21 protein-coding genes and 4 tRNA genes are annotated in these 25,799 nt (G+C 68.8%); 16 read left to right on the forward strand and 9 right to left on the reverse strand.

Annotation, left to right across the window (positions count from 1 at the left end; translation table 11 throughout):
- Window positions 1–27: 27 nt before the first annotated feature.
- The 3 genes from ACTMO_RS0105115 to ACTMO_RS0105125 all read left to right on the forward strand — a co-directional run bounded on the left by ACTMO_RS0105115 (window position 28) and on the right by ACTMO_RS0105125 (window position 3,229).
- A complete protein-coding gene (locus tag ACTMO_RS0105115; RefSeq protein WP_245556038.1) occupies window positions 28–1,326 on the forward strand; it encodes a sensor histidine kinase in 1,299 nt (432 codons plus the stop codon).
- Window positions 1,323–2,054, forward strand: a complete 732-nt coding sequence (locus ACTMO_RS0105120) for a response regulator (RefSeq protein ID WP_019853593.1) — start codon at window positions 1,323–1,325, stop codon at window positions 2,052–2,054. The genes ACTMO_RS0105115 and ACTMO_RS0105120 overlap by 4 nt, the downstream gene beginning before the upstream one ends.
- A 95-nt stretch (window positions 2,055–2,149) precedes the next feature.
- Entirely contained in the window at window positions 2,150–3,229 is a 1,080-nt protein-coding gene (locus ACTMO_RS0105125; protein ID WP_019853594.1) for a Gfo/Idh/MocA family oxidoreductase, read from the forward strand.
- Window positions 3,230–3,959: 730 nt separating this feature from the next.
- Here the strand turns inward: ACTMO_RS0105125 and ACTMO_RS0105135 are convergent.
- Window positions 3,960–4,748 (reverse strand): cupin domain-containing protein, encoded by a 789-nt coding sequence (locus ACTMO_RS0105135; RefSeq protein WP_019853596.1) that lies wholly within the window; start codon window positions 4,746–4,748, stop codon window positions 3,960–3,962.
- Between the two features lie 172 nt (window positions 4,749–4,920).
- On the opposite strand from ACTMO_RS0105135, the gene ACTMO_RS0105140 reads away from it, so the two are divergent.
- Window positions 4,921–5,922, forward strand: a complete 1,002-nt coding sequence (locus tag ACTMO_RS0105140) for a D-2-hydroxyacid dehydrogenase family protein (protein WP_019853597.1) — start codon at window positions 4,921–4,923, stop codon at window positions 5,920–5,922.
- A gap of 62 nt (window positions 5,923–5,984) precedes the next feature.
- Here the strand turns inward: ACTMO_RS0105140 and ACTMO_RS0105145 are convergent, their stop codons facing one another.
- Complete coding sequence (locus ACTMO_RS0105145) at window positions 5,985–7,031, reverse strand: LLM class F420-dependent oxidoreductase (RefSeq protein ID WP_026448899.1); 1,047 nt, start codon at window positions 7,029–7,031, stop codon at window positions 5,985–5,987.
- A gap of 236 nt (window positions 7,032–7,267) precedes the next feature.
- On the opposite strand from ACTMO_RS0105145, the gene ACTMO_RS0105150 reads away from it, so the two are divergent.
- Window positions 7,268–7,666: a phage holin family protein gene (locus ACTMO_RS0105150; RefSeq protein ID WP_026448900.1), complete on the forward strand. Its 399-nt coding sequence runs from the start codon at window positions 7,268–7,270 to the stop codon at window positions 7,664–7,666.
- 90 nt (window positions 7,667–7,756) lie between these two features.
- Here ACTMO_RS0105150 and lhgO read toward each other — a convergent pair whose 3' ends face one another.
- The 4 genes from lhgO to ACTMO_RS24170 all read right to left on the reverse strand — a co-directional run bounded on the left by lhgO (window position 7,757) and on the right by ACTMO_RS24170 (window position 11,255).
- Window positions 7,757–8,977 (reverse strand): L-2-hydroxyglutarate oxidase, encoded by a 1,221-nt coding sequence (gene lhgO, locus ACTMO_RS0105155; RefSeq protein WP_019853600.1) that lies wholly within the window; start codon window positions 8,975–8,977, stop codon window positions 7,757–7,759.
- Window positions 8,978–9,085: 108 nt separating this feature from the next.
- Complete coding sequence (locus ACTMO_RS0105160) at window positions 9,086–10,159, reverse strand: DUF418 domain-containing protein (RefSeq protein WP_019853601.1); 1,074 nt, start codon at window positions 10,157–10,159, stop codon at window positions 9,086–9,088.
- 398 nt (window positions 10,160–10,557) lie between these two features.
- Window positions 10,558–10,629: transfer RNA gene (locus ACTMO_RS0105165), tRNA-Val, on the reverse strand.
- Window positions 10,630–10,688: 59 nt separating this feature from the next.
- On the reverse strand, window positions 10,689–11,255 hold the full coding sequence (locus ACTMO_RS24170; RefSeq protein ID WP_211213033.1) for a TIGR02611 family protein: 567 nt from the start codon (window positions 11,253–11,255) through the stop codon (window positions 10,689–10,691).
- A 695-nt stretch (window positions 11,256–11,950) separates the two neighbouring features.
- Between ACTMO_RS24170 and ACTMO_RS0105175 the strand changes: the two genes are divergently transcribed.
- From ACTMO_RS0105175 to ACTMO_RS0105190, 4 genes are all read left to right on the forward strand, one after another.
- A complete protein-coding gene (locus tag ACTMO_RS0105175) occupies window positions 11,951–12,376 on the forward strand; it encodes an SsgA family sporulation/cell division regulator (protein ID WP_026448901.1) in 426 nt (141 codons plus the stop codon).
- A gap of 139 nt (window positions 12,377–12,515) precedes the next feature.
- Window positions 12,516–12,587, forward strand: a tRNA-Gly gene (locus ACTMO_RS0105180).
- Between the two features lie 43 nt (window positions 12,588–12,630).
- A tRNA-Cys gene (locus ACTMO_RS0105185) sits at window positions 12,631–12,702 on the forward strand.
- A gap of 1 nt (window position 12,703) precedes the next feature.
- A tRNA-Val gene (locus ACTMO_RS0105190) sits at window positions 12,704–12,778 on the forward strand.
- A gap of 362 nt (window positions 12,779–13,140) precedes the next feature.
- Here the strand turns inward: ACTMO_RS0105190 and ACTMO_RS0105195 are convergent.
- On the reverse strand, window positions 13,141–14,067 hold the full coding sequence (locus tag ACTMO_RS0105195) for a proline dehydrogenase family protein (protein ID WP_019853604.1): 927 nt from the start codon (window positions 14,065–14,067) through the stop codon (window positions 13,141–13,143).
- Window positions 14,068–14,288: 221 nt separating this feature from the next.
- Window positions 14,289–15,917 carry an L-glutamate gamma-semialdehyde dehydrogenase gene (pruA, locus tag ACTMO_RS0105200; protein WP_019853605.1) on the reverse strand — a complete coding sequence of 543 codons (1,629 nt, stop codon included), beginning with the start codon at window positions 15,915–15,917 and terminating at the stop codon, window positions 14,289–14,291.
- A gap of 232 nt (window positions 15,918–16,149) precedes the next feature.
- On the opposite strand from pruA, the gene ACTMO_RS0105205 reads away from it, so the two are divergent.
- The 7 genes from ACTMO_RS0105205 (at window position 16,150) to ACTMO_RS0105235 (ending at window position 24,030) form a co-directional block, all read left to right on the forward strand.
- A complete protein-coding gene (locus ACTMO_RS0105205) occupies window positions 16,150–17,766 on the forward strand; it encodes a helix-turn-helix domain-containing protein (protein ID WP_019853606.1) in 1,617 nt (538 codons plus the stop codon).
- 119 nt (window positions 17,767–17,885) lie between these two features.
- The gene (locus ACTMO_RS0105210) at window positions 17,886–18,335 is read left to right on the forward strand and encodes a universal stress protein (protein ID WP_019853607.1); all 450 of its coding nucleotides are present in this window, start codon (window positions 17,886–17,888) and stop codon (window positions 18,333–18,335) included.
- Window positions 18,307–19,293, forward strand: a complete 987-nt coding sequence (locus ACTMO_RS0105215) for an adenylate/guanylate cyclase domain-containing protein (RefSeq protein WP_019853608.1) — start codon at window positions 18,307–18,309, stop codon at window positions 19,291–19,293. The genes ACTMO_RS0105210 and ACTMO_RS0105215 overlap by 29 nt, the downstream gene beginning before the upstream one ends.
- A gap of 81 nt (window positions 19,294–19,374) precedes the next feature.
- Window positions 19,375–20,760, forward strand: coding sequence for an FAD-binding oxidoreductase (locus tag ACTMO_RS0105220; protein WP_019853609.1), 1,386 nt, complete (start codon window positions 19,375–19,377; stop codon window positions 20,758–20,760).
- Window positions 20,761–20,832: 72 nt separating this feature from the next.
- Window positions 20,833–22,062, forward strand: a complete 1,230-nt coding sequence (locus ACTMO_RS0105225) for an SAM-dependent methyltransferase (RefSeq protein ID WP_019853610.1) — start codon at window positions 20,833–20,835, stop codon at window positions 22,060–22,062.
- 241 nt (window positions 22,063–22,303) lie between these two features.
- Entirely contained in the window at window positions 22,304–22,744 is a 441-nt protein-coding gene (locus tag ACTMO_RS0105230) for an RrF2 family transcriptional regulator (protein ID WP_019853611.1), read from the forward strand.
- Between the two features lie 95 nt (window positions 22,745–22,839).
- On the forward strand, window positions 22,840–24,030 hold the full coding sequence (locus tag ACTMO_RS0105235) for a globin domain-containing protein (protein WP_026448902.1): 1,191 nt from the start codon (window positions 22,840–22,842) through the stop codon (window positions 24,028–24,030).
- A 142-nt stretch (window positions 24,031–24,172) separates the two neighbouring features.
- Here ACTMO_RS0105235 and ACTMO_RS0105240 read toward each other — a convergent pair whose 3' ends face one another.
- Window positions 24,173–25,624 carry a lipase maturation factor family protein gene (locus ACTMO_RS0105240; protein ID WP_019853613.1) on the reverse strand — a complete coding sequence of 484 codons (1,452 nt, stop codon included), beginning with the start codon at window positions 25,622–25,624 and terminating at the stop codon, window positions 24,173–24,175.
- Window positions 25,625–25,799: the final 175 nt, after the last annotated feature.

Consider the following 25,799-nt stretch of genomic DNA (forward strand, 5'->3'; position numbering starts at 1 on the left):
GCGTCACGGAGTGGGAATCCCGGTTCGGTGGCCGGGATCGTTCGACGGTTCGCCCGCACCGCACCGCGTGGAGTCCTGCTCGACGCGGGACTCGTGCTGGCCTTCGCGACCTGTCACGTCCTCGTGGTGCTGCTGACCCCGCACGAACGGGAGCCCCTCTGGTGGTGGTCCCTGCTGGTGGCTCTGCCCGCCCACGGCTCGCTGCTGGCGCGACGCCATCTGCCGTGGGTGAGTCTGCTCGTACTGCTGGCGGTCACCATTCTGCTGACCTGGTTGGGAGAACCGGTCGGTTCGCTGAACCTGGCCATTCTGGTCAGTGTGTACTCGGTGTGCGTCCGCGGTGGTCTCGTGGCCACCCTGGTGGCGGGGGCGCTGGCCATGGTCTGGCCGTTGAGCAAGCTTCCCCTGATGTCCTCGGCCGGAGCGGCGACCGTGATGCTCTCGGGAGCGCTGGTCAACCTGACCATGATCCTGGGCTGGGGACGGTCGATGCGGATCAAGAGGGACCAGGCGGCTCAGCTGGAACAGGCCGTGCAACTGCTCGACGAGGCCAGGGAGCAGCTCGCCGAGGAGTCCGCCACGGTCGAACGGGCGAGAATAGCCAGGGAGTTCCACGACATCGTCTCCCACAACCTGTCTGTGGTGGCGCTGCGGGCCGGTGTGGCCCGCTCGCTCCTGGACCGGGATCCGGACCACGCGCGGGACACGCTGCGGGAACTGGAGCAGACCTCCCGGTCCTCCCTGGAACAGATGCGCCAGTTGCTCGGGGCCCTGCGTACGGCTCCCGAGGTTTCCGCCGACAGGGACGTTTCCCCCGAGGCCGCCGAGCGAGTCGTGCGAAGGCCGGCTCCGGGACTGGCCCAGGTGGACGAACTGATCGACTCGGTGCGCGGAACGGGGGTGAACTGGCGGCTGGAGCGCTGTGGGCAGGTGCGGGAGCTGGGACCGGGGGTGGAGACGACCGCCTACCGGATCGTGCAGGAAGCGGTGACCAATGTGCTCAAACACGCCGGAAGCGGCTACGCCAGGGTGCTGCTGAAGTATCAGCGGGACCAGCTGGCCATCGAGGTGAGCAACCACCGGACGAGCCCGCCCGCCGAGAACGGGGCGTTGCTCTCCGGCTGGCAGACCGGCGCGGAGGCGAGTTCCTCCACGGAGGACAGACAGGCGAGTGGCCACGGTCTGGTCGGGTTGCGTGAACGGGTCTCGTTGTTCGGTGGGGCGTTGACCGCCCACCCCGTTCCGAACGGGTTCCACTTGTCGGCCGTGCTACCGTGCCCCGAAACTTCGGACCCGGTGCGAGCCGAGGAGGTCCGCGGGCGATGACAGAGTCGGTCACGAACGTGCTGGTCGTCGACGATCAGGCGATGATTCGCGGTGGTTTGGTGGCTCTGCTGTCAGCCGAGTCGGACCTGCGTGTGCTGGCCGAGGCCGATGACGGGCGCACCGCCGTGTCCGCGGTGCGCCGGCGCAGACCCGACGTGGTGCTCATGGACGTCCGTATGCCTGGCAAGGACGGGATCAGCGCGGCCCGCGAGATCATCGAGTGCACCGAAGGGCAGACGGCAGTGATCATGCTGACCGTCTATGACCTCGATGAATACGTTTACTCGGCATTGCGTGCGGGTGCGAGCGGCTTCGTGCTCAAGGACGCGCCTCCCGAGGAGCTCGTCCGGGCCGTCCGCACCGTCGCCTCGGGCGACGCGTTGCTCGCCCCCAGCGTCACGCGCAGGTTGCTGCACAGGTTCGCCGCCCTGGAGATGCGTGAGGCCTCCAGCGAGTTGGCCGCGCTGACCGAACGGGAGAAGGACGTGCTGTTGGAGGTGGCCCGGGGCGGGTCCAACGCCGAGATCGCCGCGAACCTGGGGCTGGCGGAACTGACCGTGAAGTCGCACGTCTACCACGTCATGCAGAAGCTCAACCTGAGTTCCCGCACCCAACTGGTGATCACGGCCTACGAGACGGGGTTGGTCTGTCCGGGTCAGGACAGTACTCCCGGTGAACCTCCCGTGGCGAGCGCTCCGGTGCGGATGGAGCGGGACAAGAGCGCCTGAGCGGACGCTCTTCCGCCCTTCCTGCGCCCTCCGGGCGGGCCGCACAGCCCTCGGGAGGTCACCAGACGCCGGCGGGCCGCTGGTGTAATGAGGACATGGATTCTCCGGAACGGTTACGCGTCGGGCTGCTCGGTTACGGCCTGGCTGGAGAGGTGTTCCACGCTCCCCTCATCAGAGCCGAACCGCGTATGCGGCTGGACGCCGTGGTGACCGGAAGCCAGCGACGCGCCGAACAGGTACGGCAGGACCATCCGGGGACCCGGGTGTTCCCGCGGGCCGAGAGCCTGTTCGAACGGTCCGACGAGCTGGATCTGGTGGTCGTGGCCACCCCCAACAGCAGCCACGCGGAGCTGACCGGCCGAGCGCTGGACGCGGGAGTCCCGGTGGTGGTGGACAAGCCCTTCACCCCCACCGCCGCGCAGGCTCGTGACCTGGTCGAGCGTGCCCGGCGGCTGGCGGTGCCGTTGACGGTGTTCCAGAACCGCCGTTGGGACAGTGACGTGCTCACCCTGGGGCGGGTGCTCGCGGCCGGGGAGCTGGGCAGGGTGCACCGCTTCGAGTCCCGTTTCGAGCGGTGGGTGCCCACCCCCAAGGACTCCTGGAGGGACAGCGGCGGCCCGGAGGACGCGGCCGGGGTACTCTACGACCTCGGCAGCCATCTCGTCGACCAGGCCAGGCTCCTGTTCGGGCCGGTGGAGTCCGTCTACGCGGAGATGCGGACGCTGCGGGACGGGGTGCGGGCCGACGACGACTCCTTCGTGGCGCTGCGCCACTCCGGAGGGGTGAACAGCCATCTCTGGATGGGCAAACTGGCAGCCCAGCAGGGACCGCGGCTGCGGGTGCTCGGGGACCGGGGGGCGTTCACCAAGTACGGCATGGATCCCCAGGAGGCCGCGTTGCGTGCCGGAGGGCTTGCCGGGGACCAGGACTGGGGGAGGGAGGACGAGAGCCTGTGGGCCACGGTCGGTGTGGGCGAGTGGACGCGTCGCTGCCCCAGCGAACCCGGTCGTTACCAGGACTTCTACGCGGGTGTGGCCTCCGCGTTGGACTCGGGGGGCGCGATGCCGGTCGATCCGGCCGACGCGGTCCACGGACTGGCCGTTATCGAGGCGGCCATCCGTTCCGCCCGCAACGGTTCGGTCGAGACACCCGTGGACCATCTCGGAAGCGAGTGAGGGGGCGGGCTCGTTGGTGAGAACGGTGATGTTCGTCCGGCTGGGCGGGCCGTGCACACGGAAAGTGCTTGTGTGCGGGAGGTACTTTCCCTCGGAGTCGTGATATTCCCTCTTTCGAGGGAGCTTCTGGGTTGGAAACCGGCATCATCCCCCGGGCGGTTCTACCGTGACGAACAGGTCGGTGCGCTCGGCGGACACGGCGCCGCGCACTCGGATTCCCGTTTTCGACACGCCGCGAGTCGCGTACTCGGAACGGATTCCCCTGCTTCGCACGCCCGGGGGTGGTTGTCGGTGAACGATCTCGCCGTCTGTCTGGCGACGGTCATCGGGGTCACGGGGTCCCTCATGATCGTGCTGCTGGCGATGAACGGGGTGGAGCAGCGCTTCGTGGGGACGGTACCGTTCCGCCCCACCAGAGTGGGGGAGTCGAGAACGGACCCGCCGCAGTCCCGCTCGGAACCTCCCGTCGAAGTACGACCAACCCCGAGACGCGGGACGGAACGAGCACGGACCGCCGTGTCACCCTCGGCGACACTTGGCCGAGGTGTCACCCCGTTCGGAAGTACTCCGGTTCGGCCGGCACGGCCCGTGGTGAGGATCGAGGATCCCCGCACCCGTCGTCTCGCCCTGTCCGGCGTCTGTGCCCTCGTGGCACTCGTCTGTGTGGCGGTCCAGGCACGGTCCCCCACACGGGGGCATCGCTGAGGCGGCTGAGACCGTGGCCACGGTTTCAGGAGCAGACCTCGAAATCGGCGAAGTCGAATCCGGGCGAGACCACGCAGCTGACCAGGACCTCGCGCTGCTGAACCGGTTCCGCGCACTGCCAGGTTCCGGCGGGAACCAGCGACTGCGGGTGTTGTCCGGCGGCGAGATCCGTTCCCAGCGTGACCGTGTCCGGACTCTCGCCCGGCCGGGATCCCCGCCCCGCCGTGGACAGGCGCAGCGGACTCCCGCTGTGCCACATCCAGAGCTCGTCCGAGCGGACCGCGTGCCAGCGCGAGAACTCCCCGGGGGCGAGCAGGTAGTGGATGGCCGTGGCACTGGGACGGCTTGCCCGCCCGGAGCCGAGTTCCACCGGTGAGGTCCAGGTGCGGCGATACCAGCCTCCCTCGGGGTGGGGGAGAAGGTCCAGGCGCTGCGCCGTGAGTCCCCTGGTCTCGAAGGCCACGAACCGACCGTGCACGTCCCGCCGCGCGTAACGCAGCCCCCGAACGGCCTCCCGCTCCAGGGGGCCGTACACATGGGGGAACAGGGTGCGCGCGCTCACGCCCTCCGGGGGTTTCGGGGAGGGAGGTTCCCAGCGCACCGGAGCGGACAGCCGGGAAGGGTCGAGCTCGACGAGCACCAGCTGCTCCTCGGCGGAGCGGTACAGCTCGTTGGCCACGGCCAGTGCCGTCCCCGGGTCCGGTGAGCAGTGCACGAACCCTTCGGTTTCCAGCGAGGCGGCGGTGATCGGACGAGCGGTGTCGGCGTGGTACTCGCCGAGCGGGAGCAGGTGGAACAGCGATGACGTGGTCACGGTAACCAGTCTCCGGTACCCGGGGACGCTCCGAACAGTCCGGGGAGGCGAAGGACATGATCGGTTTTGCGCCCTCGCCTCGGTCCCGTGGTTCGGCCTCGGCGGGTAGGCTGCCGTCCCCGGCGGATCACGGCCGGTCGAACAACCGATCAGAGCACCGACTGGGAGCACCATGCTGAACCACGGCTCAGCGAACCGCGGGACCGCGGTCGCCGTCCTGGACGACTACCAGAACGTCGCCAGGAGGTACGGCGACTGGGAAAGCCTGCCCGCCGACACCGAGGTGGTGATCTTCGACGAACACATCGGTGACCCCGAGGAACTGGTGCGCGAACTGCGCCGGTTCGACGTCGTCGCCGCCATGCGGGAGCGAACCGCCTTTCCCCGCGAGGTGTTGCGCCGGCTTCCCGAGCTGAAACTGCTGGTCACCACGGGTATGGGCAACGCGGCGATCGACATGGAGGCCGCGACGGAACAGGGGGTCATCGTGTGCGGAACCGGCAACGGATCCGCACCCGGCGCGGAATGGGCTCCCACCGGGGAACTCACCTGGGGCCTGATCCTGGCCCTGGTCCGTGGAATCCCCCAGGAGGACAGGGCGGTGCGCACCGGCGGATGGCAGCACACCGTGGGAACCGACCTGGCGGGGCGGACACTCGGAGTGCTCGGTCTGGGCCGACTCGGCGGGCAGGTGGCCACCGTCGGCCGTGCCTTCGGCATGGAGGTGCTCGCGCACAGCGCGAACCTCACCGACCAGCGGGCCCGTGAGTTCGGCGCCCGTGCCGTGGGCAGGCGGGAGCTGTTCTCCGCCTCCGATGTGGTGACCATCCACATGCGCCTGAGCGAACGTACGCGTGGGCTGGTCGGACGGGACGAGCTCGACGCGTTGGGTCCCCACGGATATCTGATCAACACCTCGCGCGGCCCGATCGTGGACGAACGGGAACTGCTCTCCGCGCTGCACGAGGGTCGTATCGGCGGCGCGGGGATCGACGTCTACGAACGTGAGCCGCTGCCTGCGGACGACCCCTGGCGCAGCGCCCCCCGTACGGTGCTCACCCCGCACATCGGGTACGTGGCCGAGACGACCTATCGGACGTTCTTCACCGAAACGGTGGAGGACATCCGCCGGTATCTGGCGGGGAGTCCCGTGCGGGTGCTCAACGCGACCTGAGGGTGGGGCCGCGTGGCGGGCGGCCCCACCCGGGGTTTCCTTCCGGCGGAGCGGGAGCCCGGTCAGAGCTCGTCGGCGAGTTGGCGGATCCGTTCGATCAGGCGGGTGCGCTCGGCGCTCGACCCGGCCAGAGGGGTCACGTTGAGCGTGGTCACTCCGGACTCCCTGAACGCGGCGAGCCGTTCCCGCACGTGTTCCTCCGGGCCGATCAGGGAGGTCCTGGTCAACAGCTCACGCGGAACGGCCGCCGCCGCCTCGTCCTTCTTCCCGTCCAGGTAGAGGTCCTGGATGCGTTCGGCCTCGGCCTCGTAGCCGTAGCGGCGGGCCAGGTTGTTGTAGAAGTTCTTGCCCTTGGCTCCCATGCCCCCGATGTAGAGGGCCAGCATGGGACGCATCGAGTCGAGCAGTTCGTCGAGGTCCTCGCCGATGGCCAGCGGGGTCTGCACCACCGTGTCGAGTTCACCGAGTGCGGGATCCCGTTTGGCCTTGCCCGCGCGCAGGGACTCGCCCCACACCTCGTCCGCCTTCTCGGGGACGTAGAAGATCGGCTCCCAGGCCTCGGCGATCTCGGCGGTCATCGCCACGTTCTTGGGGCCGATGGCAGCTATCATGATCGGGATCCGTTCCCGGATCGGGTGATTGACCAGCTTGAGCGGTTTGCCCAGGCCGGTGCCCTCCTCCTCGGGGAGGGGAATGGTGTAGTTCCGGCCCTGGTGGGTCAGTTTCTCCCGGCGCCACACCTTGCGGCAGATGTCGACGATCTCCCGGGTGCGGGCGAGCGGTGCCTGGTAGGGAACCCCGTGGAACCCTTCGATCACCTGGGGGCCGGAGGCACCGATACCCAGGGTGAAACGCCCGTCCGAGACGTAGTCCAGCCCGGCCGCGGTCATCGCGGTGAGGGTGGGGGTTCGGGTGTATATCTGCATGATGCCGGAGGCGATCTCCAGACGTTCGGTGCGGGCGGCGATGAATCCCATCTGGCTGACCGCGTCGAAGGAGTAGGCCTCCGGCACGTAGACGATGTCCAGGCCGGCCTTCTCGTACTCGACCAGCTCGTCGATGGTCTCCTTGAAACCCCCGCTGTAGTTCAGCGGCATTCCGATGCGCATGTTGCTCACTCTCCGCCGGGACGTCTCCGCTCGGAACTCCTCGTCGCCCGAGGAGCGTGCGCACAGGTTACCGACGAGTATGGGCCGAGGGCAGTCCCGTGGCGGAATCGGTGGACACCGCGGCCCGGAGACCGTGCCGTCGGGTGAACACGATCGCGCGGACCTTTTCCCACGGCACGATCTTCCCCAGTAGCGTTGGGTGCGCGGACGAGGCAGCAGCGGCGAAGGGAACGATCGTGGCACTCGTAGTGCACGTACTGATCACGGCTGTGGCCGTGTGGATGACCACGGCACTTCCGGGAATCACCCTCGGCGACCGGGGGCTCGGTACCGAGGGTCCGGCGGCCCAGGTACTGACCCTGCTCGTGGTGGCCGTGGTGTTCGGAATCGTCAACGCCGTGCTCAAGCCGGTCGCCAAGACGCTGGGCTGTGTGCTGTACATCCTCACCCTCGGGCTGTTCGGGCTCGTGGTGAACGCCCTGCTGTTCTGGTTGACCGGGTGGGTGGCCGGACGGTTGGAGCTGCCCTTCCACGTGGACGGGTTCTGGTCGGCATTCTGGGGCGCGATCATCGTCACCGTGGTCAGCAGCCTGCTGCACGGGATCGTACGTCGTGTCGCCGAACCGGAGGACTGAGAGCACATCGGGCGCCGTGGTGGGCGAGCGGGCGGGACCGCTCCTCCGCCCACCACGGTCGGGAGTGCCTCTCGACAGCCACTCGTCGGTTCATCCCCCCTCCGTGTGGTGGGCGAGACGTGCGGCGATCTCCCTGCCGATCACCAGGGAGGCGGTGGCCGCCGGGGAGGGCGCGTTGAGCACGTGGATCCAGTGCGCGTCGGACGTGACCAGGAAGTCGTCCACCAGCGTTCCGTCGGGGCCGAGAGCCTGGGCCCGTACGCCCGCCGGAGCCGGACGCAGGTCCGCCGCTCGTGTCCCGGGAACCAGCTTGCGGGCCGCCCGCGCGAACAACGAGGTGGACAGGGAACGGGTCAGCTCCGCCGCTCCCACACGCCAGTACCGGCGGGCCAGGGCGCGTGCCCCGGAGTAGCCGGCGAACTCACGCAGCTGGGCGAGCGAGCAGTCCCTGTGCCGGTAGCCCTCGCGGGCCAACGCCGGTACGGCGTTCGGGCCGATGTGCAGACTCCCGTCGAGCATCCGGGTCAGATGCACCCCCAGGAACGGGAACGCCGGATCGGGCACGGGATAGACCAGCGTACGCACCTCCGGAGCGTTCGGGGCGACGTTCTCGTAGTACTCCCCGCGGAAGGGCAGGATCCGTACCGGGGGATCCCCTCCGGCCAGCCGGGCGACGCGGTCGCTGTGCAGTCCGGCGCAGTTGATCGCCCGGCGGGTGCGGATTCGTCCGGAGGTGGTGGACAGTACGAGCTCTCCGCCGGACACCCTGCTGCCCACCAGTTCCGTGCCGGTGCGTAGCTCGACCCCGGCCGCCTGGGACAGTTCGGCGAGTCTGGTGCACACGGCTCCGTAGTCGGTGATGCCCGCGTCGGGAACGTGCAGCGCCCGGATCCCGCGGACGGCGGGCTCGTGTTCCCGGAGTCCGGTGGCGTCGAGTTCCTCCACGCGAACCCCGTTCGCCCGTCCACGGCGGGCGAGCTCCTCCAGGGCGGGCAGTTCCCGTTCCTCGGTGGCCACCACCACTTTGCCGGTGCGCCGTGCGGGGACGCCGTGGTGTCCGCAGAACTCGTACATTTCCTCCGCCCCTGCGCGGGCGAAACGGGCCTTGGAACTGCCCGGGGCGTAGTACAGCCCGCTGTGGATGACCCCGGAGTTCCGCCCGCTCTGGTGGCGGCCCCATCGGGACTCCTTCTCGACGAGGGTGATCCGGGTGTTTCCGGGGCCTCCCGCCTTCGTGACGGAGAGCGCGTAGGCCGTGGCCAGGCCGATGATGCCTCCACCGACGATCGTCACGTCCCTGGTTGTCGTCATGGACCCATGTTTTCCCGTCGGCGTGGGCGGGGGAAGGAGTCGGTGACGGAGCCTCGGCGGGGAAGTGAGATCTCCCACACCGGAGGTGCATCCGGGGTGCTTCGGAGCTCAGCCCGAGGGGGAGGGCGTCCTCCGCAACTCCACCACGCGCCACCAGGTGAGGCAGCGCCAGCCCCATTCGAGGGGGCCGTAGCGGAACTTGGCCAGCCAGATCCGTCCGAAGGCCCACTGCGCCGTCAGGATCGCCGCGCACAGCGCGAGCATGGGAAGCCAGGAACTCGACTCCCACAGACCGAGCAGGTGGCCGAGCGGAACGAACAGCAGGGTGGCGCTCACGTAGTTCGTCAGCGCCATCCGTCCCAGGGTCTCCAGGACGGGGGAGAGACGCCGACCCGCTCGGGTGCGCAGCACGAGCAGCAGTCCCGTGGCGTAGGTCAGGGCCAGACACATGCCGGCCACCGCCGAGGCACGGTTGAATCCGGCGGAGAGCGGGTCCTGTTCCTGCCAGAGCAGGGCACTCGCCGACAGCACCAGGGAAACCGCGAACGTCGTGCTCGTCCCGTTCACGGCTCGGCCGATGCGGTACACCACGCCGCTTCTGCCGAGCAGGAAGCCGAGGCCCAGAACTCCCGGCACCAGGGCGAGACCACCGCTGGCGGCGGTCAGTCCGGTCACCGTGAGGGCTCCCGCCAGCAGGGCGTGCAGCCACAGCGGTGTCCAGCTGAGCGGGAGCAGTACCAACAGCCCCCCGATCCCGTAGAACAACAGCGCTTCGCCCGGATGCGGGAGCTGGTGCAGTGCCCCCAGTCCGGCGAGGACGAGCGACCTGCGCGCGAGTACCCACCTCGGATGCGGGGTGCTGTCCTGCGCTCGGCGCAGCATCAGGGCGAAACTGATCCCGAACAACAGGGAGAAGAGGGGGAAGAAGCGCTGCTGCACGAACATGTCCAGCACGTGGCGCACCGCATACTTCTCGCCGTCCGTGATCCCACGCATGTGCAGGACCTGGGGGACGTTGACGAGGAGGATGCCACAGAGCGCGAAGCCGCGCAGCGCGTCGAGCCAGCGCAGTCGGGCACCGGCTCCGGACGGAGACGCTGTGGACTCGCCCGAGCGGGTCGGTGGGACCGTGTGTGCGGTTTCCGCTTCGGTGTCTACCGGTGCGAAGCGTGAGCTGTGCATACGAGCAGTCTGGAGGGGCCGGTCCCGTCTCCGGGACGGTAAGTCGGTCGTGACGGTTCCGTCGATCGGTCCGGATGTGGAGCGTCGACTCGACCGAAAGAAGGAGAACACGGAATGTGCTTGTATATGAGCGAAAAGTGATGAAATGTGGTTGGGGATTGTCCTGACGTGGGCGGGTTCCGTTCGGAAATCACCGTGACATCCGGAGGACTCACCGAAAAGTGGCGTGGGTGGTGTGTTTCGCGTCACCCTCTTCGAGGGTATCGGGGAAAACCGGGAAAGCCCGGGGCGTGGTTCACCCGAGGAATGGGGAGTGCCCGCCGGAAAGAAACCCGAAAAAAAGTCGGACCACTTCACTCTCGGCGAAGTGGTCCGAAGAGAACATGTGACCGTACGGGTGGGCGATACTGGGATCGAACCAGTGACCTCTTCGGTGTGAACGAAGCGCTCTCCCGCTGAGCTAATCGCCCTGTTCTTGTTCTGTTGGCCTCGCCCCGTCGGCGACATCGAAAAGCATACACGAGCTCTCTCAGGGGGTGAACAGGGGGGAGGCCAACCAGTGCCACTCCACCCCGAACAGCCTCCCGACCAGGTCAAAAGCCCCGACGAGCCAGAGTGTGGCGAGCACGGTCAGTCCGGTGGCTCCCATGACCGAGAGCTTGACCAGCGGATGCTGTCGGGAGAGCCAGTGCGCCCACCGCTGGTAGTGATGCTTGGCGAAGGCGTTGACCCGGTGTGCCCAGGCGAACTCGGTGGCCAGCAGGCCGAGTCCGGTGAAGACGCACAGCCAACCCGGGCCGGGGTAGGGGATCATCACGATGCCGAGCACGAGCACCATCCCGCCCACCAGGCCGAGGGTCCCCCGGTAGAGGGTGTTCAGGGTGGGGCGGGCACGGATGCGTTCCCTGCGGGCGTGCAGTCGTTCCCGCAGTCGGTGCAGCCGATCACGCAGGCCCGCAAGGGAACCCTGGGGCGGTTCGTGGTGCTGTCGGTCCCGCGGGCCGGGGCTTGTGGTCCTGCTCAGAAGACACCTGCCAGTGGACGGATCTCTCGTGCTCGGCGCCCTCGGGTCGGTGGTGAGGGCTGTTGTCCTCAGTGTTCCAGCATAGAAGAGACCGTGTGGCCTGTAGACTGGTCAACGGCTCTCCCGGTGCGTCCGGTTCCGAGTGGGTGCGACGTACGGGAGAGGTCCCCGCCGGGCCGGCTATCTCACACTGTGACTCCGCTCTCTTCCGTGAGGGGCTCTCAGGCGTGAGAACGCGGTTTCGGAGTATTCGATATTAGCCCGTTTCGGTGAATGTTTGTGGTGTGCCTCTCCTGGTTGTCTTGCGTGAAACGGCTTGCTGCGCAACTATCGCTTATCCTGAAAGTGACGTCCCGTGAGGGCCGCGCGACAACGATCGTTTTCGAGGGTCGTGCCGGTCTCGTCGGGGTGTTGCCCACGGGTTCGTTCCATGTCGGTCCGGACGATCTGTGTTGGGGTGCATAGATCCGAAAGGAAGTATCGCGGTTGATATCGGAACCGGCGCGGTTGTCGATTGCGTGATCGGTGTGCTCGGTGGTTTTCTTCGAGGTGTCGGCGGCGGCGCCGTGGCGACGAATCGGGAATCCACCCTGCCCGCGGGGATATCCGGTTACTCTGTGGAGTTCACTGGTAGCCCAGTGAATTAATTTTCACCCTCATGGGTGATCTGTTCAGGAGTGGCGAGCGAATGAACCCGGCCAACCGTCACAACTGTGTTGCTCGGTCGATGTCCCAGTGACCGAAGGGAACCTAGGAAGGCGAGGACGATGCGCAACGATCATGTAACCCTTCGCTCGACGGCGGTGTTCGATCTGCTGGCTCCGCAGACGCCCGCCGTGCCCGTCCAGGTCGAGCTGCGTTACGACACCCGTGACCCCTACGCGGTGGTGGCCGCTTTCCGTACCGGCCGCGCCGGCTGGGTCGAGTGGGTGTTCGCGCGGGATCTGCTCGCCGACGGGTTGATCGCACACGCCGGCGAGGGGGATGTGGCCATCCGGCCCTCCGCCGACGATCCGGAAGTGGTGGTCATCGAGCTCAGCTCTCCCTCGGGACACGCGGTGTTCGAGGCCTCGGCCCAGGAGCTCGCGGACTTCCTCGACCGCACTTACGACGTGGTCGTTCCCGGCAACGAGAGTCTCTGGGTCAGCATCGACGAGGCGCTGACCAGGTTGCTCCCGCACGACCTCTCCTGATTCGCACCCCGAGGGGTCTTTCCCGCGGGGGCGTTCACCGAGAGGGCCCCCCGGTTTGATCGCGCTTCGTGGCGTGGTCTAGAGTCATGGTGCAACACGGCGGAGACGTCGAGCCGGAGTGAGCGGTCCCGTCGTGAACGCGGATGTAGCGCAGCGGTAGCGCATCAGCTTGCCAAGCTGAGGGTCGCGGGTTCGAATCCCGTCATCCGCTCTGGTGCTCACCACCCCAGCCGGTGGGGTGGGTGAGTGAGTTCGGCGGAGTGGCCGAGTGGCTTAGGCAAGGGCCTGCAAAGCCCTGTACGCGGGTTCGATTCCCGCCTCCGCCTCGCGCGATTAGCTCAGCGGGAGAGCGCTACCTTGACACGGTAGAGGTCACTGGTTCGATCCCAGTATCGCGCACCACGGAGCCCGGGTACCGCCGGTGCGGCGGACGGCTCCTTCCGCGCCGCGGAACACACCCCCGGCCGAGGCGAGGTATCCCGGCAGTGACTCCGCCCTGTGGGCGTGACGACTTTCTCCACCCCTTCCCAGCGACCACCGTCGTGTTCACCTGTGGTGCGTCCTGTCCGCGACACGCGGTCTCCCCCACCACGCCTCGGGGGAATCCGACGGCGTGTGCCCCAGGGAGACGTGATCGGAAAGGCTCCGGGTGTCCCCGACACGAGAACGGCTCCGGTGGCCGACCACACGGCCACCGGAGCCGTTCGGCCCACGGTGGGATTCCCTTCGGCGGGAGGAGGAGAAGGAATCCGCGGGTGGGGGTCTCAGCGGGCCAACAGCGAACGCAGGAAGAACCCGATGTTGGCCGGCCGCTCGGCCAGCCTGCGCATGAAGTAGCCGTACCACTCCTCGCCGTAGGGCACGTAGACACGCAGCCGTTGTCCGGACTCGGCGATGCGCTGCTGCTCGGCGGGGCGGATGCCGTAGAGCATCTGGAACTCGTAGCTGTCGTCGGTGCGTCCGGCCCGACCGGCGAGTTCGGAGGCGATGCGCAGCATCCTGGGGTCGTGCGTGGCCACCATGGGGTAGCCCTCCCCTTCCATCAGGACACGCAGGCAACGCACATAGGACCTGTCGACCTCCTGCTTGTCCTGGAAGGCGACCGAGGCGGGTTCGGAGTAGGCCCCCTTGCACAGTCGCACCCGGGAGCCCTCGGCGGCGAGGTCGCGGCAGTCCTGTTCGGTGCGGTGCAGGTAGGCCTGCAACACCGCACCCACCCACGGGAAGTCCACGCGCAGGTCGGACAGCGTCCGCAGCGTCATGTCCGTGGTGGTGTGGTCCTCCATGTCCAGAGTGACCGTGGTTCCGGCCTCCGAGGCGGACTCGCAGATCCGACGGGCGTTGTCCAACGCGATCTTCTCCCCGTCGGTGGGCAACTGCTGGCCCACCGCGGAGAGCTTCACCGACACCTCCGCCCGGTGCGCCAGCCCCGCCCGGCTCAGTTCGCCCAGCAGGCGCTGGTAGGCCCGCACCGTGTCGTCCGCCCGCTGCGCGTCGGTGGTGTCCTCCCCGAGATGGTCGAGCGTCACGTGCAGCCCTTTTTCGGCGAGCCGACCGGTCACCCCGATCGCGTCCGAGGTGTCGGCACCGGCGACGAAACGGTCCACCACGGGACGGGTCAGCGGATTGGCTTCCACCAGCCTGCGTACCGCACCGGAGCGGGCCGCGGCCAGCATAGTGGTGCGCAGCATCTTCTCTCCTGGAAACTGTTCTCGGAAGTGATTCGCGGAGGTGGTCGTCGGGCGGACCCTCCCGTGGGTGGGCCGTGTGACGGTCCCTTCCGGCCCCGTCCGCTCGGAACACGACTGTCCCGGGGCCGTTCCGGGCTCGTGGTAACGCCCTTCCGGGCGCCCACCGCCGATGCCCCGGAAGGGCCCGGAGGGATGGTGTCGCCCTCCGGGCCCCGTCTGACTCAGCCCTGGTGGGGGTAGGCGTGGTGGGTGGGGGCGTCGAAGGTCTCCTTGATCGCCCGGGGATTGACCCAGCGCTGGATGTTGAACATCGAGCCGGCCTTGTCGTTCGTGCCGGAGGCACGGCCGCCGCCGAAGGGCTGACGCCCCACGATGGAACCGGTGGGCTTGTCGTTGACGTAGAAGTTGCCCGCCGCGTGACGCAGCTGCCGGTGTGCCTGCTGGATCGCGTCCCGGTCGGTGGCGAAGACCGCCCCGGTGAGCGCGTAGGGACTGGTCTCGTCGATGGTGTCCAGGATCTCGGAGTAGCGGTTGTCCTCGTAGACGTGCACCGCCATGATCGGCCCGAAGTACTCGGTGGTGAACGCCTCGTCGTACGGGTCGTCGCCGAGCAGCACCGTGGGCTGGACGAAGTAGCCCACCGAGTCGTCGTACTCACCGCCGGCCAGGATCTCCAGTGAGGACTCGCTCCTGGCCCGGTCGATCGCGGCCTTGTGCTTGGCGAAGGCGCGTGCGTCGATCACCGCACCACCGAAGTGGGAGAAGTCGGTGGGATCGCCGTAGGTGATGTCGCGGGTGGCGGTGATCAGCTTCTCCCGCAGACCCGACTCCCACAGCGAACGGGGAACGTAGGCACGGGAGGCTGCCGAGCACTTCTGCCCCTGGTACTCGAAGGCACCGCGCACCAGGGCGGTCACCACCTTGGCCGGATCGGCCGAGGGGTGGGCCACCACGAAGTCCTTGCCGCCCGTCTCGCCGACGATGCGGGGGTAGGAGCGGTAGTTGTCCAGGTTCTCCCCGATCGTCTTCCACAGCTTCTTGAAGGTGGCGGTGGAGCCGGTGAAGTGCAGTCCGGCGAGGTCGGGATCGGTGAGCGCGACCTCGCTGACCGCCTGCCCGTCACCGGTGACCATGTTGATGACTCCGGGCGGGAGTCCGGCGGCCTCCAGCATCCGCATCGTGTGGTGGGCGGCGAACTGCTGGGTCGGTGTGGGTTTCCAGACCACCGTGTTCCCCATCAGGGCCGGGGCGGTGGGGAGGTTCGCCGCGATGGCGGAGAAGTTGAAGGGGGTGATGGCGGTGACGAACCCGTCCAGGGGACGGTACTCCATGCGGTTCCACTCGCCGGGCACCGAGACGGGCTGCTCGGCGAGGATGCGGCGCGCGAAGTGCACGTTGAAGCGAAGGAAGTCGGCCATCTCGCAGACCGCCTCGATCTCGGCCTGGTGCACCGACTTCGACTGGCCGAGCATGGTCGCGCCGTTGATGGTGTCCCGCCACGGCCCGGACAGCAGGTCGGCGGCGCGCAGCATCACGGCGGCGCGCTCGTCGAAGGGGGTGGCCGCCCAGTCCGCCGCCGCGTCCTTGGCGGCCCGTACCGCCTCGGCCACGTCCTCGTTGGTGGCCTGGGCGCACACGCCCAGAACATGGGAGTGATTGTGCGGTTGAACAACGTTGAAGCGTTCGCCGCCCGCCATACGCTGTTTGCCGCCGATGGTCATGGTGAGCTCGACGGACTCGGCCTGGAGCTCGGCGAGGCGCTTTTTCAGGGACTCTCGTTCGGCCGTTCCCACGGCGTAGGACTTGACCGGCTCGTTGGCCGGTACCGGGACCGAAGTGATGGCATCCATAGCCGTACGCCTCCTCGCGCGACTGCTTGCTCGGATCGGTGGCCCGCCCGTGGCCGACCGGCTCGTCTGCTGTCGAGCATAGGAGTCACCGGGCTCACCCCGCTTGTACACACGTCTATCGTTGACAGCGATGGATTGGCCGATCGAACAAATCGCGAACGCGCCCGGACCCTCCACGGAGGGGACGGGCGGTTCGACGGAGCCCGACTCCGCTCGGGAGGGCTCACGGGGGGTGCCGCTGCGGCAGTTGTTGATCGCCGTGGGGGAACCACTCGTCGACGTGCTCGCCGCACCGGCCGGTTTCGACGTGGAGGTGGGCGACGTGGTCATCGTCGACCCCGAGGAGGACTCCGGTGCCGGGGCCGGTGACCTGGTGCTGATCATCGGTGCCCGGGGGCGTTCGGCCGTGCGACTGGTGCGCCGCGCGGCCCGGGCCTCGGCCTCGGCGGTGGCCGTGAAGGTGGACGCAGAGCAGGACGCGCGGGCACTGCGGGAGGCGGCGATCGACGAGGGGGTCGCCCTGCTCGGGGTGCGCCCGGGGGTGCGTTGGGAGCAGCTGGAGTCGTTCGCCCGTTCGGCGGTGGACAACGCGCGTGTGGCCGGTGAGGGGGACGTCGGCGAGGCACTGGGGGACCTGTTCTCGCTGGCCCAGACGGTGGCCGCGATCACCGACGGCATCGTCAGCATCGAGGACACCGCGAACCGGGTGCTGGCCTACTCGCGCTCCGACGACGAGGTCGACGAGCTGCGCAGGCTGTCCATTCTCGGTCGCCGGGGCCCGGAGTCCTACCTGGCGATGCTGCGGGAGTGGGGGGTGTACCGCCGCCTGCGGCACGGGGAGGAGGTCGTGCACGTCGAGGAGCGCCCGGAGCTGGGGATCCGTCGGAGGATGGCCGTGGGCATCCACGCGGGAAGCCAGCCGCTGGGCACCATCTGGGTCCAGGAGGGTGCCCGTCCGCTGAGCGAACGCACCGAACGCGCTCTGGTGGGAGCGGCCAGGGTGGCGGCCCTGCACCTGATCCGTCAGCGGACCGAGACCACGATGGGACCCCGGTTCCGCGAGAACCTGCTGACGGGACTGCTGGAGAACCGCATCGACGGGCAGTCGGCCGCGGCCAACATCGGGGCGGATCCGCACCGTCCCGTGGTGGTCGTGGTGCTGACCCTGCGTCCCCGCGAGCAGGCCGGAATGTCCAACAGGTCCGAGATCGAGTTGGAACGTGCCGAGATGACCAGCCTGATCTCGGTGCACGCGGCGGCCTACCGGCGCAGCGCGTTGGTCACCACGATCGGATCGCGGGTCTACGTGCTGCTTCCCGACCTTCCCGAACGGCAGGCGACCACGGCCGTGGCCACCCTGACCCAGGAGATCGTCACCGCCGCCCGCGGGCACCTCCGTTCCCGGGTCCAGGCGGGGATCGGCTCTGTGGTGCCGGGGCTGGAGGAGGTGGCGGTCTCGCGGAGCGAGGCCGACCGGATCCTGGACGCCCTGGGCCACGATCCCGGAACGGAGGTCGCCACGATCGCCGACGTCCGCTCCCGGGTGCTGCTCAGTGAGGTGTTGACCACCCTCGGGGACAACGAGCGGATGCGCGATCCGCGCCTGGCCCTCCTACGGGCGCACGACAGGGACAACGGGACCGAGTTCACCCGTTCCCTGCTGTGCTACCTGGAGTCCTTCGGGGACGTGCGTGCGGCCAGCCTGACGTTGCACGTGCATCCGAACACCCTTCGGTACCGTGTGCGCAGAGCCGTGGAGATCAGCGGGGTGGACCTCGACGATCCCGCGGAACGGCTGAGTGTCCACCTACAGCTGCTGTTGGCCCGGCGCGAGAGCACCCGTCGTTGACTTCGGTGGGGACGGCCACCGGGAGGTGCTCGGAAGGAGGCGACGGCGTCACGGGGTGCGCACGTGGTCGTTGGTGTGTGCGCCCGGTGTGTCCGAGCAGCCCCGTGTGAGGAGAAACGATGCCGCCCTACCGCAGTGTCGTGGTCGGGACCGACGGGTCGCCGCCGTCGATGCGTGCCGTCGCCCGCGCCGCCGAAGTGGCCGGAGACTCCGCCGAACTGGTGATCGTGTGCGCGTATCATCCGAACAGCGGACGTGACGTGGAACGTGCCCGGGACGAGATGGGGGAGGAAGCCTTCCAGGTGGTCGGTTCGGCCCCGGCCGAGGAGAGGTTGCGGACGGCCACCGAGCACGCCCGTGCGGCCGGGGCACGCCTGGTAGATACCGTGGCGGTGCTGGGATCGCCGGTCGAGTCGTTGCTCGACGTGGCCGAGCGGCGCCCGGCCGAGCTGCTCGTGGTGGGAAGTCGCGGGCTGAACACGGTGAAGGGACGCATTTTGGGATCGGTTCCCTCGGAGATCTCACGACGTTCGGAGTGCGATGTGCTCGTCGTTCGAACCACACGATGACTTCGTGGCTCCCGAGCACCCGGTGGAACGGTCCCTGCTCGGGGGAGAGCCCCGGTACCGCAAGAGCGAGGTGGCACGCCTGGCCGGGGTGGAGCTGTCCAGAGCGGAACGGCTCTGGCAGGCGATGGGGTTCGCCCACGTCTCCGACGAGTCCGTGGTGTTCACCGACCTCGACGTCACCGCGTTGCGCACCGTGGTTCAGCTCGTCTCGGCCGAGGTGATACCGCCCGAACTGGAAACCGCGGTGGCGCGTTCGCTGGCGCAGACGATGTCCCGGCTGGCCGAGTGGCAGATGGGGATCTTCCGCTCGGTGCTGGGGGAGAGCTTCTCCGACGACATGGCCACCACGGCCCGCTTCGCCGACGCGATCCTGCCCGTCATGGAGGACCTCCAGAACTACGTCTGGAGGAGACACCTGTCGGCGGTGGCGGTCCGCGAACTCAACGAGCGCGACACCCGCCCCGAGGAGCCCACCCTGGTGGTGGGGTTCGCCGACATCGTCGGCTACACCAGGCTCATCCGCGACTACAGCGAACTCGAACTCGCCGGGTTGATCGACGCCTTCGAGGAGCTGGTCACCGGGGTGATCGCCGAGAACCACGGCAGGATCGTCAAAACCGTCGGTGACGAGGTGCTGTTCGTCGCCGACACGGTGCGGGAGGCCGGTGAGATAGCGCTCTCGCTCAACGAGCGGGTGGCCGCCGAGTCACTGTTGCCCCCACTGCGGATCGGACTGGCCAAGGGCAGGGTGCTGGCCAGGTTCGGGGACGTGTACGGCTCCACGGTCAACATAGCCAGCAGACTCACCACACTGGCCCGTCCGGCCTCGGTGCTGGTCGACCGCGAGTGCGCGCGGGAGATGCACGAACTCGCCGGGTTCGCGCTGACCGGACTCGGGCCGAACAAGGTTCCGGGTTTCCGCGGGCTGGAGGCCTGGGCACTGCGTCGTGCCCGCTGAGCGGGTAGCGTCGCTCACAGTTCGCGCGGATCGGTCCGGACGGGATGCCGTCCCCGGGCCGGGGGCCTAAGGTCGGAGATCATGGAGACCGATTCCCCGAATCCCGCCGCGGAGGCCGGCCACGCCGCCGAGGTCTCCGCGCTGCTGACACGGTACGAACGGATCCCCTCGTCGGAGCGGATCCGCCTGGCCAAGTCCACCTCGAACCTGTTCCGTTTCCGTTCACCGGTGCGGGGCAGCGGGCTCGAGGTCGCCGGGCTGGACCGGGTGCTGTCGGTGGATCCGCACTCCCGCACGGCCGAGGTGCAGGGCATGACCACCTACGAGGACCTGGTGGCCGCCACCCTGCGGCACGGTCTGATGCCCACCGTGGTGCCGCAGCTGAGAACGATCACCCTCGGCGGTGCCGTGGCGGGACTGGGAATCGAGTCCTCCTCGTTCCGGAACGGTCTGCCCCACGAGTCCGTGCGCGAGATGGACGTGCTCACCGGGGACGGTCGGGTGGTCACCGCGCGGGCCGACAACGAGCACGCCGAACTGTTCCGCGGGTTCGCGAACTCCTACGGCTCGCTCGGCTACGCCCTGCGGCTGGTGATCGACCTGGAACCCGTCCGGGCCCACGTGTGGCTGCGGCACGTGCGGTTCACCTCCGCCGAGGAGTGTGCCCGGGCCACGGCGGAGATCCGGGCCCACCACGCCTGGGAGGGCGAACACGTCGACTTCGTCGACGGCACGGTGTTCGGTCCCTCGGAGCTCTACCTGACCCTGGGAACCTTCCGGGACGGGGCGCCGTTCCGCAGTGACTACACCGGCAACCGGATCTACTACCGGTCGGTGCGGGAACGCGCGACCGACTGTCTGCGGGTCTCCGACTACCTGTGGCGGTGGGACACCGACTGGTTCTGGTGTTCCCGGGCGTTGGGAGCCCAGCACCCGTGGATCCGGCCGCTGTGGCCCCGCAGGTACCTCAGGTCCGACTTCTACCGCAGACTCGTGTCCCTCGACCAGCGTTTCGGCCTCTCGGACCGGCTCAACCGGGTCCGGGGCCGTCCGCGACGGGAACCGGTCATCCAGGACGTGGAGATTCCCGTGGAGCATCTCGCGCGGTTCCTGGAGTTCTTCCACGACAGGATCGGTATCAGTCCGGTGTGGCTGTGCCCGGTCCGCCTGCGGGACGAGGCGGGGTGGCCGCTGTATCCCATGGACCCGCACCGGCTCTACGTCAACGTCGGTTTCTGGGCCACCGTCCCGGTGCGCCCCGGCGGACGGTTCGGGGACCACAACCGCGAGATCGAGGCGAAAGTGGCCGAACTGGACGGGCACAAGTCGTTGTACTCGACCGCGTACTACGGCCGTGAGGAGTTCTGGCGGCACTACGACGGCGACACCTACCGACGGCTCAAGGAGCGTTACGACGGGGCGGGCAGGCTCCCCGGACTGTACGAGAAGTGCGTGTTGGGTGAGTGAACGTTGTGCCGGGACTCGTCGGGGCCCGGCGGTACGACACACGCACGCCCACCACAACGGAGGAATCGCGAAATGACGTTGGCGAGTGTTTTCGCGCGGGTTTTCGGCGCGGAGCTGCCCGTGGAGTTCCGGGCCTACGACGGGAGCAGGTGCGGCCCCCGGCAGGCGCCGGCTGCCGTGGTGCTCGAGTCCCCGCTGGCCCTGGCCCATCTGGCCGCGGCCCCCGGGGAACTGGGACTGGCCCGGGCCTACGTCAACGGTCACATCACCGTGCACGGTGACATGTACACGGCCCTCACGGCGTTCCCCCCGGTCGACCTGGGGGACATCCCGTGGCGGCTGCGTGCCGAGCTGTTCGCCCGGTTCGGCTGGTACCGGTTCTGGTGGCCGGTGCGGCCTCCCTCGGCTGAGAAGCGGGCGTGGGGAAGGCGGCACTCCAAGAGCAGGGACAGCCGCAGCATCTCGCACCACTACGACGTGTCCAACAGCTTCTACGAACGGGTGCTGGGGTCGTCGATGACCTACACCTGCGCCGTGTTCGACAAGCCGGACGCCTCCCTGGAGCAGGCGCAGTACGAGAAACACGACCTGGTGGCCCGCAAGCTCGGACTGACCGAGGGGATGCGGCTGCTGGACATCGGTGCGGGGTGGGGCGGCATGGTGCTGCACGCCGCCGAGCACTACGGGGTGCGCGCCATCGGGGTCACCCTCTCCCGGCAGCAGGCCGAGTGGGCCCAGCGCGCCATCGCCGAGCGGGGACTGAGCGGTGTGGCCGAGGTACGCTACCAGGACTACCGCGACGTTCCCGAGAGCGGCTTCGACGCGATCAGCTCCATCGGGCTGACCGAGCACATCGGGCGGGAGCAGTTGCCCGGCTACTTCCGTTCGCTGCGGGACAGGCTCCGTCCCGGGGGGAGGCTGCTCAACCACTGCATCACCCGTCCCGACGGTTCCTACCCGGCCCGGGCGGGCAAGTTCATCGGACGCTACGTGTTCCCGGACGGCGAGCTGGAACCGCCCGGTGAACTCGTCACGCGGATGCACGACAACGGGCTGGAAGTGCGGCACGAGGAGAACCTGCGCGAGCACTACGCCCTCACGCTGGCAGGTTGGTGCGCGAACCTGGACCGGAACTGGCAGGAGGCGGTGGCCGAGGCCGGACTGGCCACGGCCAGGGTGTGGCGGTTGTACATGGCCGCCTCGCGGCTGGCGTTCGAACGGGGCGGTATCCAGCTGCACCAGATCCTCGGAGTGCGTCCGGACGGTGGGGACAGCGCGATGCCGTTGCGTCCGGACTGGTGAGCCGGATCCGTTCCCGACCGGATTCGCCCGACAGACCCGTCGGTCCCCACCGCGGTGGCGGGGACACGGGTGGACGGGTCCGTGTCCCCGCTTCCCTGGTGCGGCGGCCCGCCGGACGGCCGGACCGTCCGGCGGGCCGCAAGGGGTAGCCCGCCGACGGCGGGACCGCAGCGTCACGACCGAGGTGGTTCCGCTCACTCGAAGTGGAATCCATGATTCGTATTTGGATAGTCTCCACACCGTGCGACTGACCAAGAGCACCGACCTCGCGTTGCGCGTCGTGATGCGCCTGGCGGTGCTGGAGGGGGAAACGCCCACCACTCGGGAGGTGGCCGCCGCCGTGGCCGCTCCGTACAGCCACGCGGCCAAGGTCGTCACCCGGCTCCGGCATCTCGGCGTGGTGGAGGCGCGGCGTGGTCGGGGTGGCGGTTTGGGTCTCACCGCGACAGGCCGGTCCGCCTCGGTGGGCTGGCTCGTGCGGGAGCTGGAGGGCGCCGGGGACGTGGTCGGGTGCGAGGAGGACCCGCCCTGTCCGCTGCGGAACGCGTGTCGGCTGCGCACGGTGTTGCGGGAGGCCCAGGAGGCCTTTTTCGCGTCCCTGGACCCGATCGTCGTCGGGGATCTCGTCACCGCTCCGGCGGGGCCGGTGCTGCTGAGCCTCTCCGCGCGGTCGAGTGGCTGATCACCCCGCGACCGAGTCCGGTGCCGATCCGCGCCGGACGTGTCGGTCTCACATGCCCTCAAATACGATTCTGAGATACCGGTTCGGGGTTCGCGATGTTGTCCGAGAAGTCAGCCCAGACCGTCCGTGCCACCCTGCCTGTGGTGCGCGGCGCCATCGACGAGATCGCCGCTCGTTTCTACGACAGGCTCTTCACCGCTCATCCGGAGCTGTTACGGGATCTGTTCAACCGGGGCAACCAGGCGAACGGCACACAGCGTCGGGCGCTGGCCGGTTCGATCGCCCACTTCGCCTCCGCGCTGGTCGACGAACAGGGCACCCGCCCCGAAGGGATACTCGCGCGCGTCGCGCACAAGCACGCCTCGCTGGGCGTCACCCGCGACCAGTACCGCGTCGTGGAGGTGAATCTCTTCGCGGCGATCGCCGAGGTGCTGGGTGAGGCCGCGACCGACGAGGTCCTCGGCGCCTGGGAGGAGGTCTACTGGCTGATGGCCGAGTCCCTGATCGCCCGCGAGGAGAAGCTGTACGCCGAAGCCGGAGCCCCGGACGGTGACACGTGGCGCGAGTACCGCGTCGACGCTCGTCTCCCCGAGACCCCGGAGGTGGTGACCTTGCTGCTGCGTCCGGTGGACGGTGGGCCGGTATCCGAGTGGCGAGCCGGGCAGTACGTCTCGGTGCGGGTCCCGCTGCCGGACGGTGCTCGACAGATTCGCCAGTACAGCCTGACCGGCGACCCGCGCGCCGAGGAGCTCCGGATCACCGTCAAGAGGGTGAGCGGCGAGCCGGACGGCGAGGTCTCGAACCGACTGCACGACCACGTCCGTGAGGGCGACGTCCTGGGGGTCAGCGCTCCCTTCGGGGACGTGGTCCTGGAGGAGGGAAGCGGTCCGCTGCTGTTGGCCTCCGCCGGGATCGGGTGCACCCCCGTGATCGCGATGCTGCGCCACCTCGTCGCCACCGGCTCCGCCCGTCGGGTCATCGCCGTGCACGGCGACCGCCGCCCGAGCACGCACGCGTTCCGCGCCGAGTTCGAGCGGTTGGTCGCCGAACTCGACAACGTCGAGGCACACGTGTGGTACGAGAACCCCGAGGGAGCCTGGCCGGAGCAACGGACGGGGACACCCGACCTGACGGGACTGGGGATCCCGCCGGGCACCGAGGCCTACCTGTGCGGTCCGTTGGCTTTCATGCGCCGGGCGCACCGGCAACTGCTTTCGGCGGGTGTGGCCGAAACGGATATCCACTACGAGGTCTTCGAACCCGATCACTGGCGTACCGGGGACTGAGCGGACGTTTCCGAGACTGCGGTGGACGTGGTGTCGATCCGGTGGTCTCGGAGTTCGTCCGTAACGAGGGTGAGGGGCGTGGCCGCGACCGGTCGGCCGACAGTCCGCCTTCGGACCGGGTCCCCGGCAGCGTCTTCGCCGTTCATCCGTTCGGCGCCACGTCGTCCAGGGACACGGCCGGGACCAGTTCGGTGACCGGGGTGCGGACCCACCAGACGCCGCTTTCCCGTCGTTCGCGCGGGGTGCTGAAGCGGTAATGGAACAGCCGTGCCCGTACGTAACGCGGGGGCCGCCCGTGGAACGGGTCGTGGCGTAGCAGCCGCAGCACGTTCCGGTCCCCGCGCAGCAGGGCGAGCAGCAGCCGTTCGAGCCATCCCCTCCCGTAGGAGGGCGATATCGCGACGAACCACATCAGCCAGTCGAGCCGCAGGTGGTAGGGGGCGATCTGGGGAGGCCGACGGGTGACCTCGCCCGGTTTGCCCCGGAACCCGTACTCCCGCCACTCGGACTCCCCGGTGGCCAGTCCCTCCAGGATCACCTCGTGGCGGGTGCGCGTGACGCTGCCGAAGGCCCCGTAGGTGTTGCCCAGGTGCAGTTTGTTGAAGCTGCGGTTCATCACCTGTCCGCTGCCGAGCATGTTGCGTACCGGCCAGTAACTGAGCACCACCATCAGCGCGGTCAACGCCAGCACGGCCGCGCGGTGCCACAACGGGGTGCTCCCGTCCTGGGGGAGTTCCGCGGCGGGAGTGAGGGCCTGGGTGGGCAGCCAGCCGAGCAGGGTGGTGTCCGTCGCGGAGAAGGCCAGGGTGATCGTGACCAGGTTGAGCCAGGCGAAGTTGCCGCTGAGCAGCAGCCAGCCCTGGGTGACGATCATGACCAGGGCGGCGGCCGAGGCCACCGGTTGGGGCAGGAACAGGGCGAACGGCACGATCAACTGGGTGATGTGGTTGGCCACCACCTCGGCGCGGTGCAGTGGGCGCGGAGCGCGGTGGAACGCCCGACTCAGCGGACCGGGCATCGGCTGGGTCTCGTGGTGGTAGTACAGGGCGGTGAGATCCCGCCAGGCGGGGTCACCGCGCATCTTGATCAGACCGGCTCCGAACTCCACCCGGAACAGCAGCCAGCACAGCAGCCAGATCACCGGAACCGGGGTCGTGGTGTGGGCGGGGCCCAGGAAGACCGCCAGGAATCCCGTTTCGAGCAACAGGGACTCCCAGCCGAAGGCGTACCAGACCTGGCCGGTGTTGACGATCGACAGGTACAGCGCCCACAGCGCGAACCACACCGTCATCGCCGCCCACAGCGGCAGGAGGTCGGTGGCGCCGAGGAACGCGCCCAGACTGAGCAGCAGCCCGCACCATCCGACCACGCGCAGCAGTCGGTCCGAGTAGTGGAGGTGGAACAGCGTGGGGCAGCGGCGGAAGGAAACCCGTTCCAGGAAGCGGGGCGCGGGGGTGAGTCCGCGTTCGCCGAGCAGCGGGACGAACTGGTTGAGTACGTTGAGGAAGGCCAGGGCGTAGGTGGCCGCGAGCAGGCGCTGGAGCACGAACCGGGCGGGGTCGTACTCCGGGGCCCAGAACCAGTCCCAGGTCATGCTCTGCCGTCTCCGCCGGGACGTCGTGACACGGTCCTTCCGCGTGGTGCGGTCGAAACTACGGTGTGCCGACGATGATCGCAGCGAGCCGTGTCCCGTGACGGAGGCACCGTACGTGCCCGAGGCACGGCCCGGGGCCGTGGGTGGTCGGCGGCCCCGAGCGGTCGGTGCGCGG

Source organism: Actinopolyspora mortivallis DSM 44261, assembly GCF_000384035.1.
GTDB classification, from domain to species: domain Bacteria; phylum Actinomycetota; class Actinomycetes; order Mycobacteriales; family Pseudonocardiaceae; genus Actinopolyspora; species Actinopolyspora mortivallis.

Coding starts and splice junctions, on each gene's coding strand:
- ACTMO_RS0105120 (WP_019853593.1), top strand. CDS start 1,323: ATGACAGAGTCGGTCACGAACGTGCTGGTCGTCGACGATCAGGCGATG.
- ACTMO_RS0105125 (WP_019853594.1), top strand. CDS start 2,150: ATGGATTCTCCGGAACGGTTACGCGTCGGGCTGCTCGGTTACGGCCTG.
- ACTMO_RS0105140 (WP_019853597.1), top strand. CDS start 4,921: ATGCTGAACCACGGCTCAGCGAACCGCGGGACCGCGGTCGCCGTCCTG.
- ACTMO_RS0105145 (WP_026448899.1), bottom strand. CDS start 7,031: ATGCGCATCGGAATGCCGCTGAACTACAGCGGGGGTTTCAAGGAGACC.
- lhgO (WP_019853600.1), bottom strand. CDS start 8,977: ATGACGACAACCAGGGACGTGACGATCGTCGGTGGAGGCATCATCGGC.
- ACTMO_RS0105160 (WP_019853601.1), bottom strand. CDS start 10,159: ATGCACAGCTCACGCTTCGCACCGGTAGACACCGAAGCGGAAACCGCA.
- ACTMO_RS0105175 (WP_026448901.1), top strand. CDS start 11,951: ATGCGCAACGATCATGTAACCCTTCGCTCGACGGCGGTGTTCGATCTG.
- ACTMO_RS0105195 (WP_019853604.1), bottom strand. CDS start 14,067: ATGCTGCGCACCACTATGCTGGCCGCGGCCCGCTCCGGTGCGGTACGC.
- pruA (WP_019853605.1), bottom strand. CDS start 15,917: ATGGATGCCATCACTTCGGTCCCGGTACCGGCCAACGAGCCGGTCAAG.
- ACTMO_RS0105210 (WP_019853607.1), top strand. CDS start 17,886: ATGCCGCCCTACCGCAGTGTCGTGGTCGGGACCGACGGGTCGCCGCCG.
- ACTMO_RS0105215 (WP_019853608.1), top strand. CDS start 18,307: ATGTGCTCGTCGTTCGAACCACACGATGACTTCGTGGCTCCCGAGCAC.
- ACTMO_RS0105220 (WP_019853609.1), top strand. CDS start 19,375: ATGGAGACCGATTCCCCGAATCCCGCCGCGGAGGCCGGCCACGCCGCC.
- ACTMO_RS0105225 (WP_019853610.1), top strand. CDS start 20,833: ATGACGTTGGCGAGTGTTTTCGCGCGGGTTTTCGGCGCGGAGCTGCCC.
- ACTMO_RS0105235 (WP_026448902.1), top strand. CDS start 22,840: ATGTTGTCCGAGAAGTCAGCCCAGACCGTCCGTGCCACCCTGCCTGTG.
- ACTMO_RS0105240 (WP_019853613.1), bottom strand. CDS start 25,624: ATGACCTGGGACTGGTTCTGGGCCCCGGAGTACGACCCCGCCCGGTTC.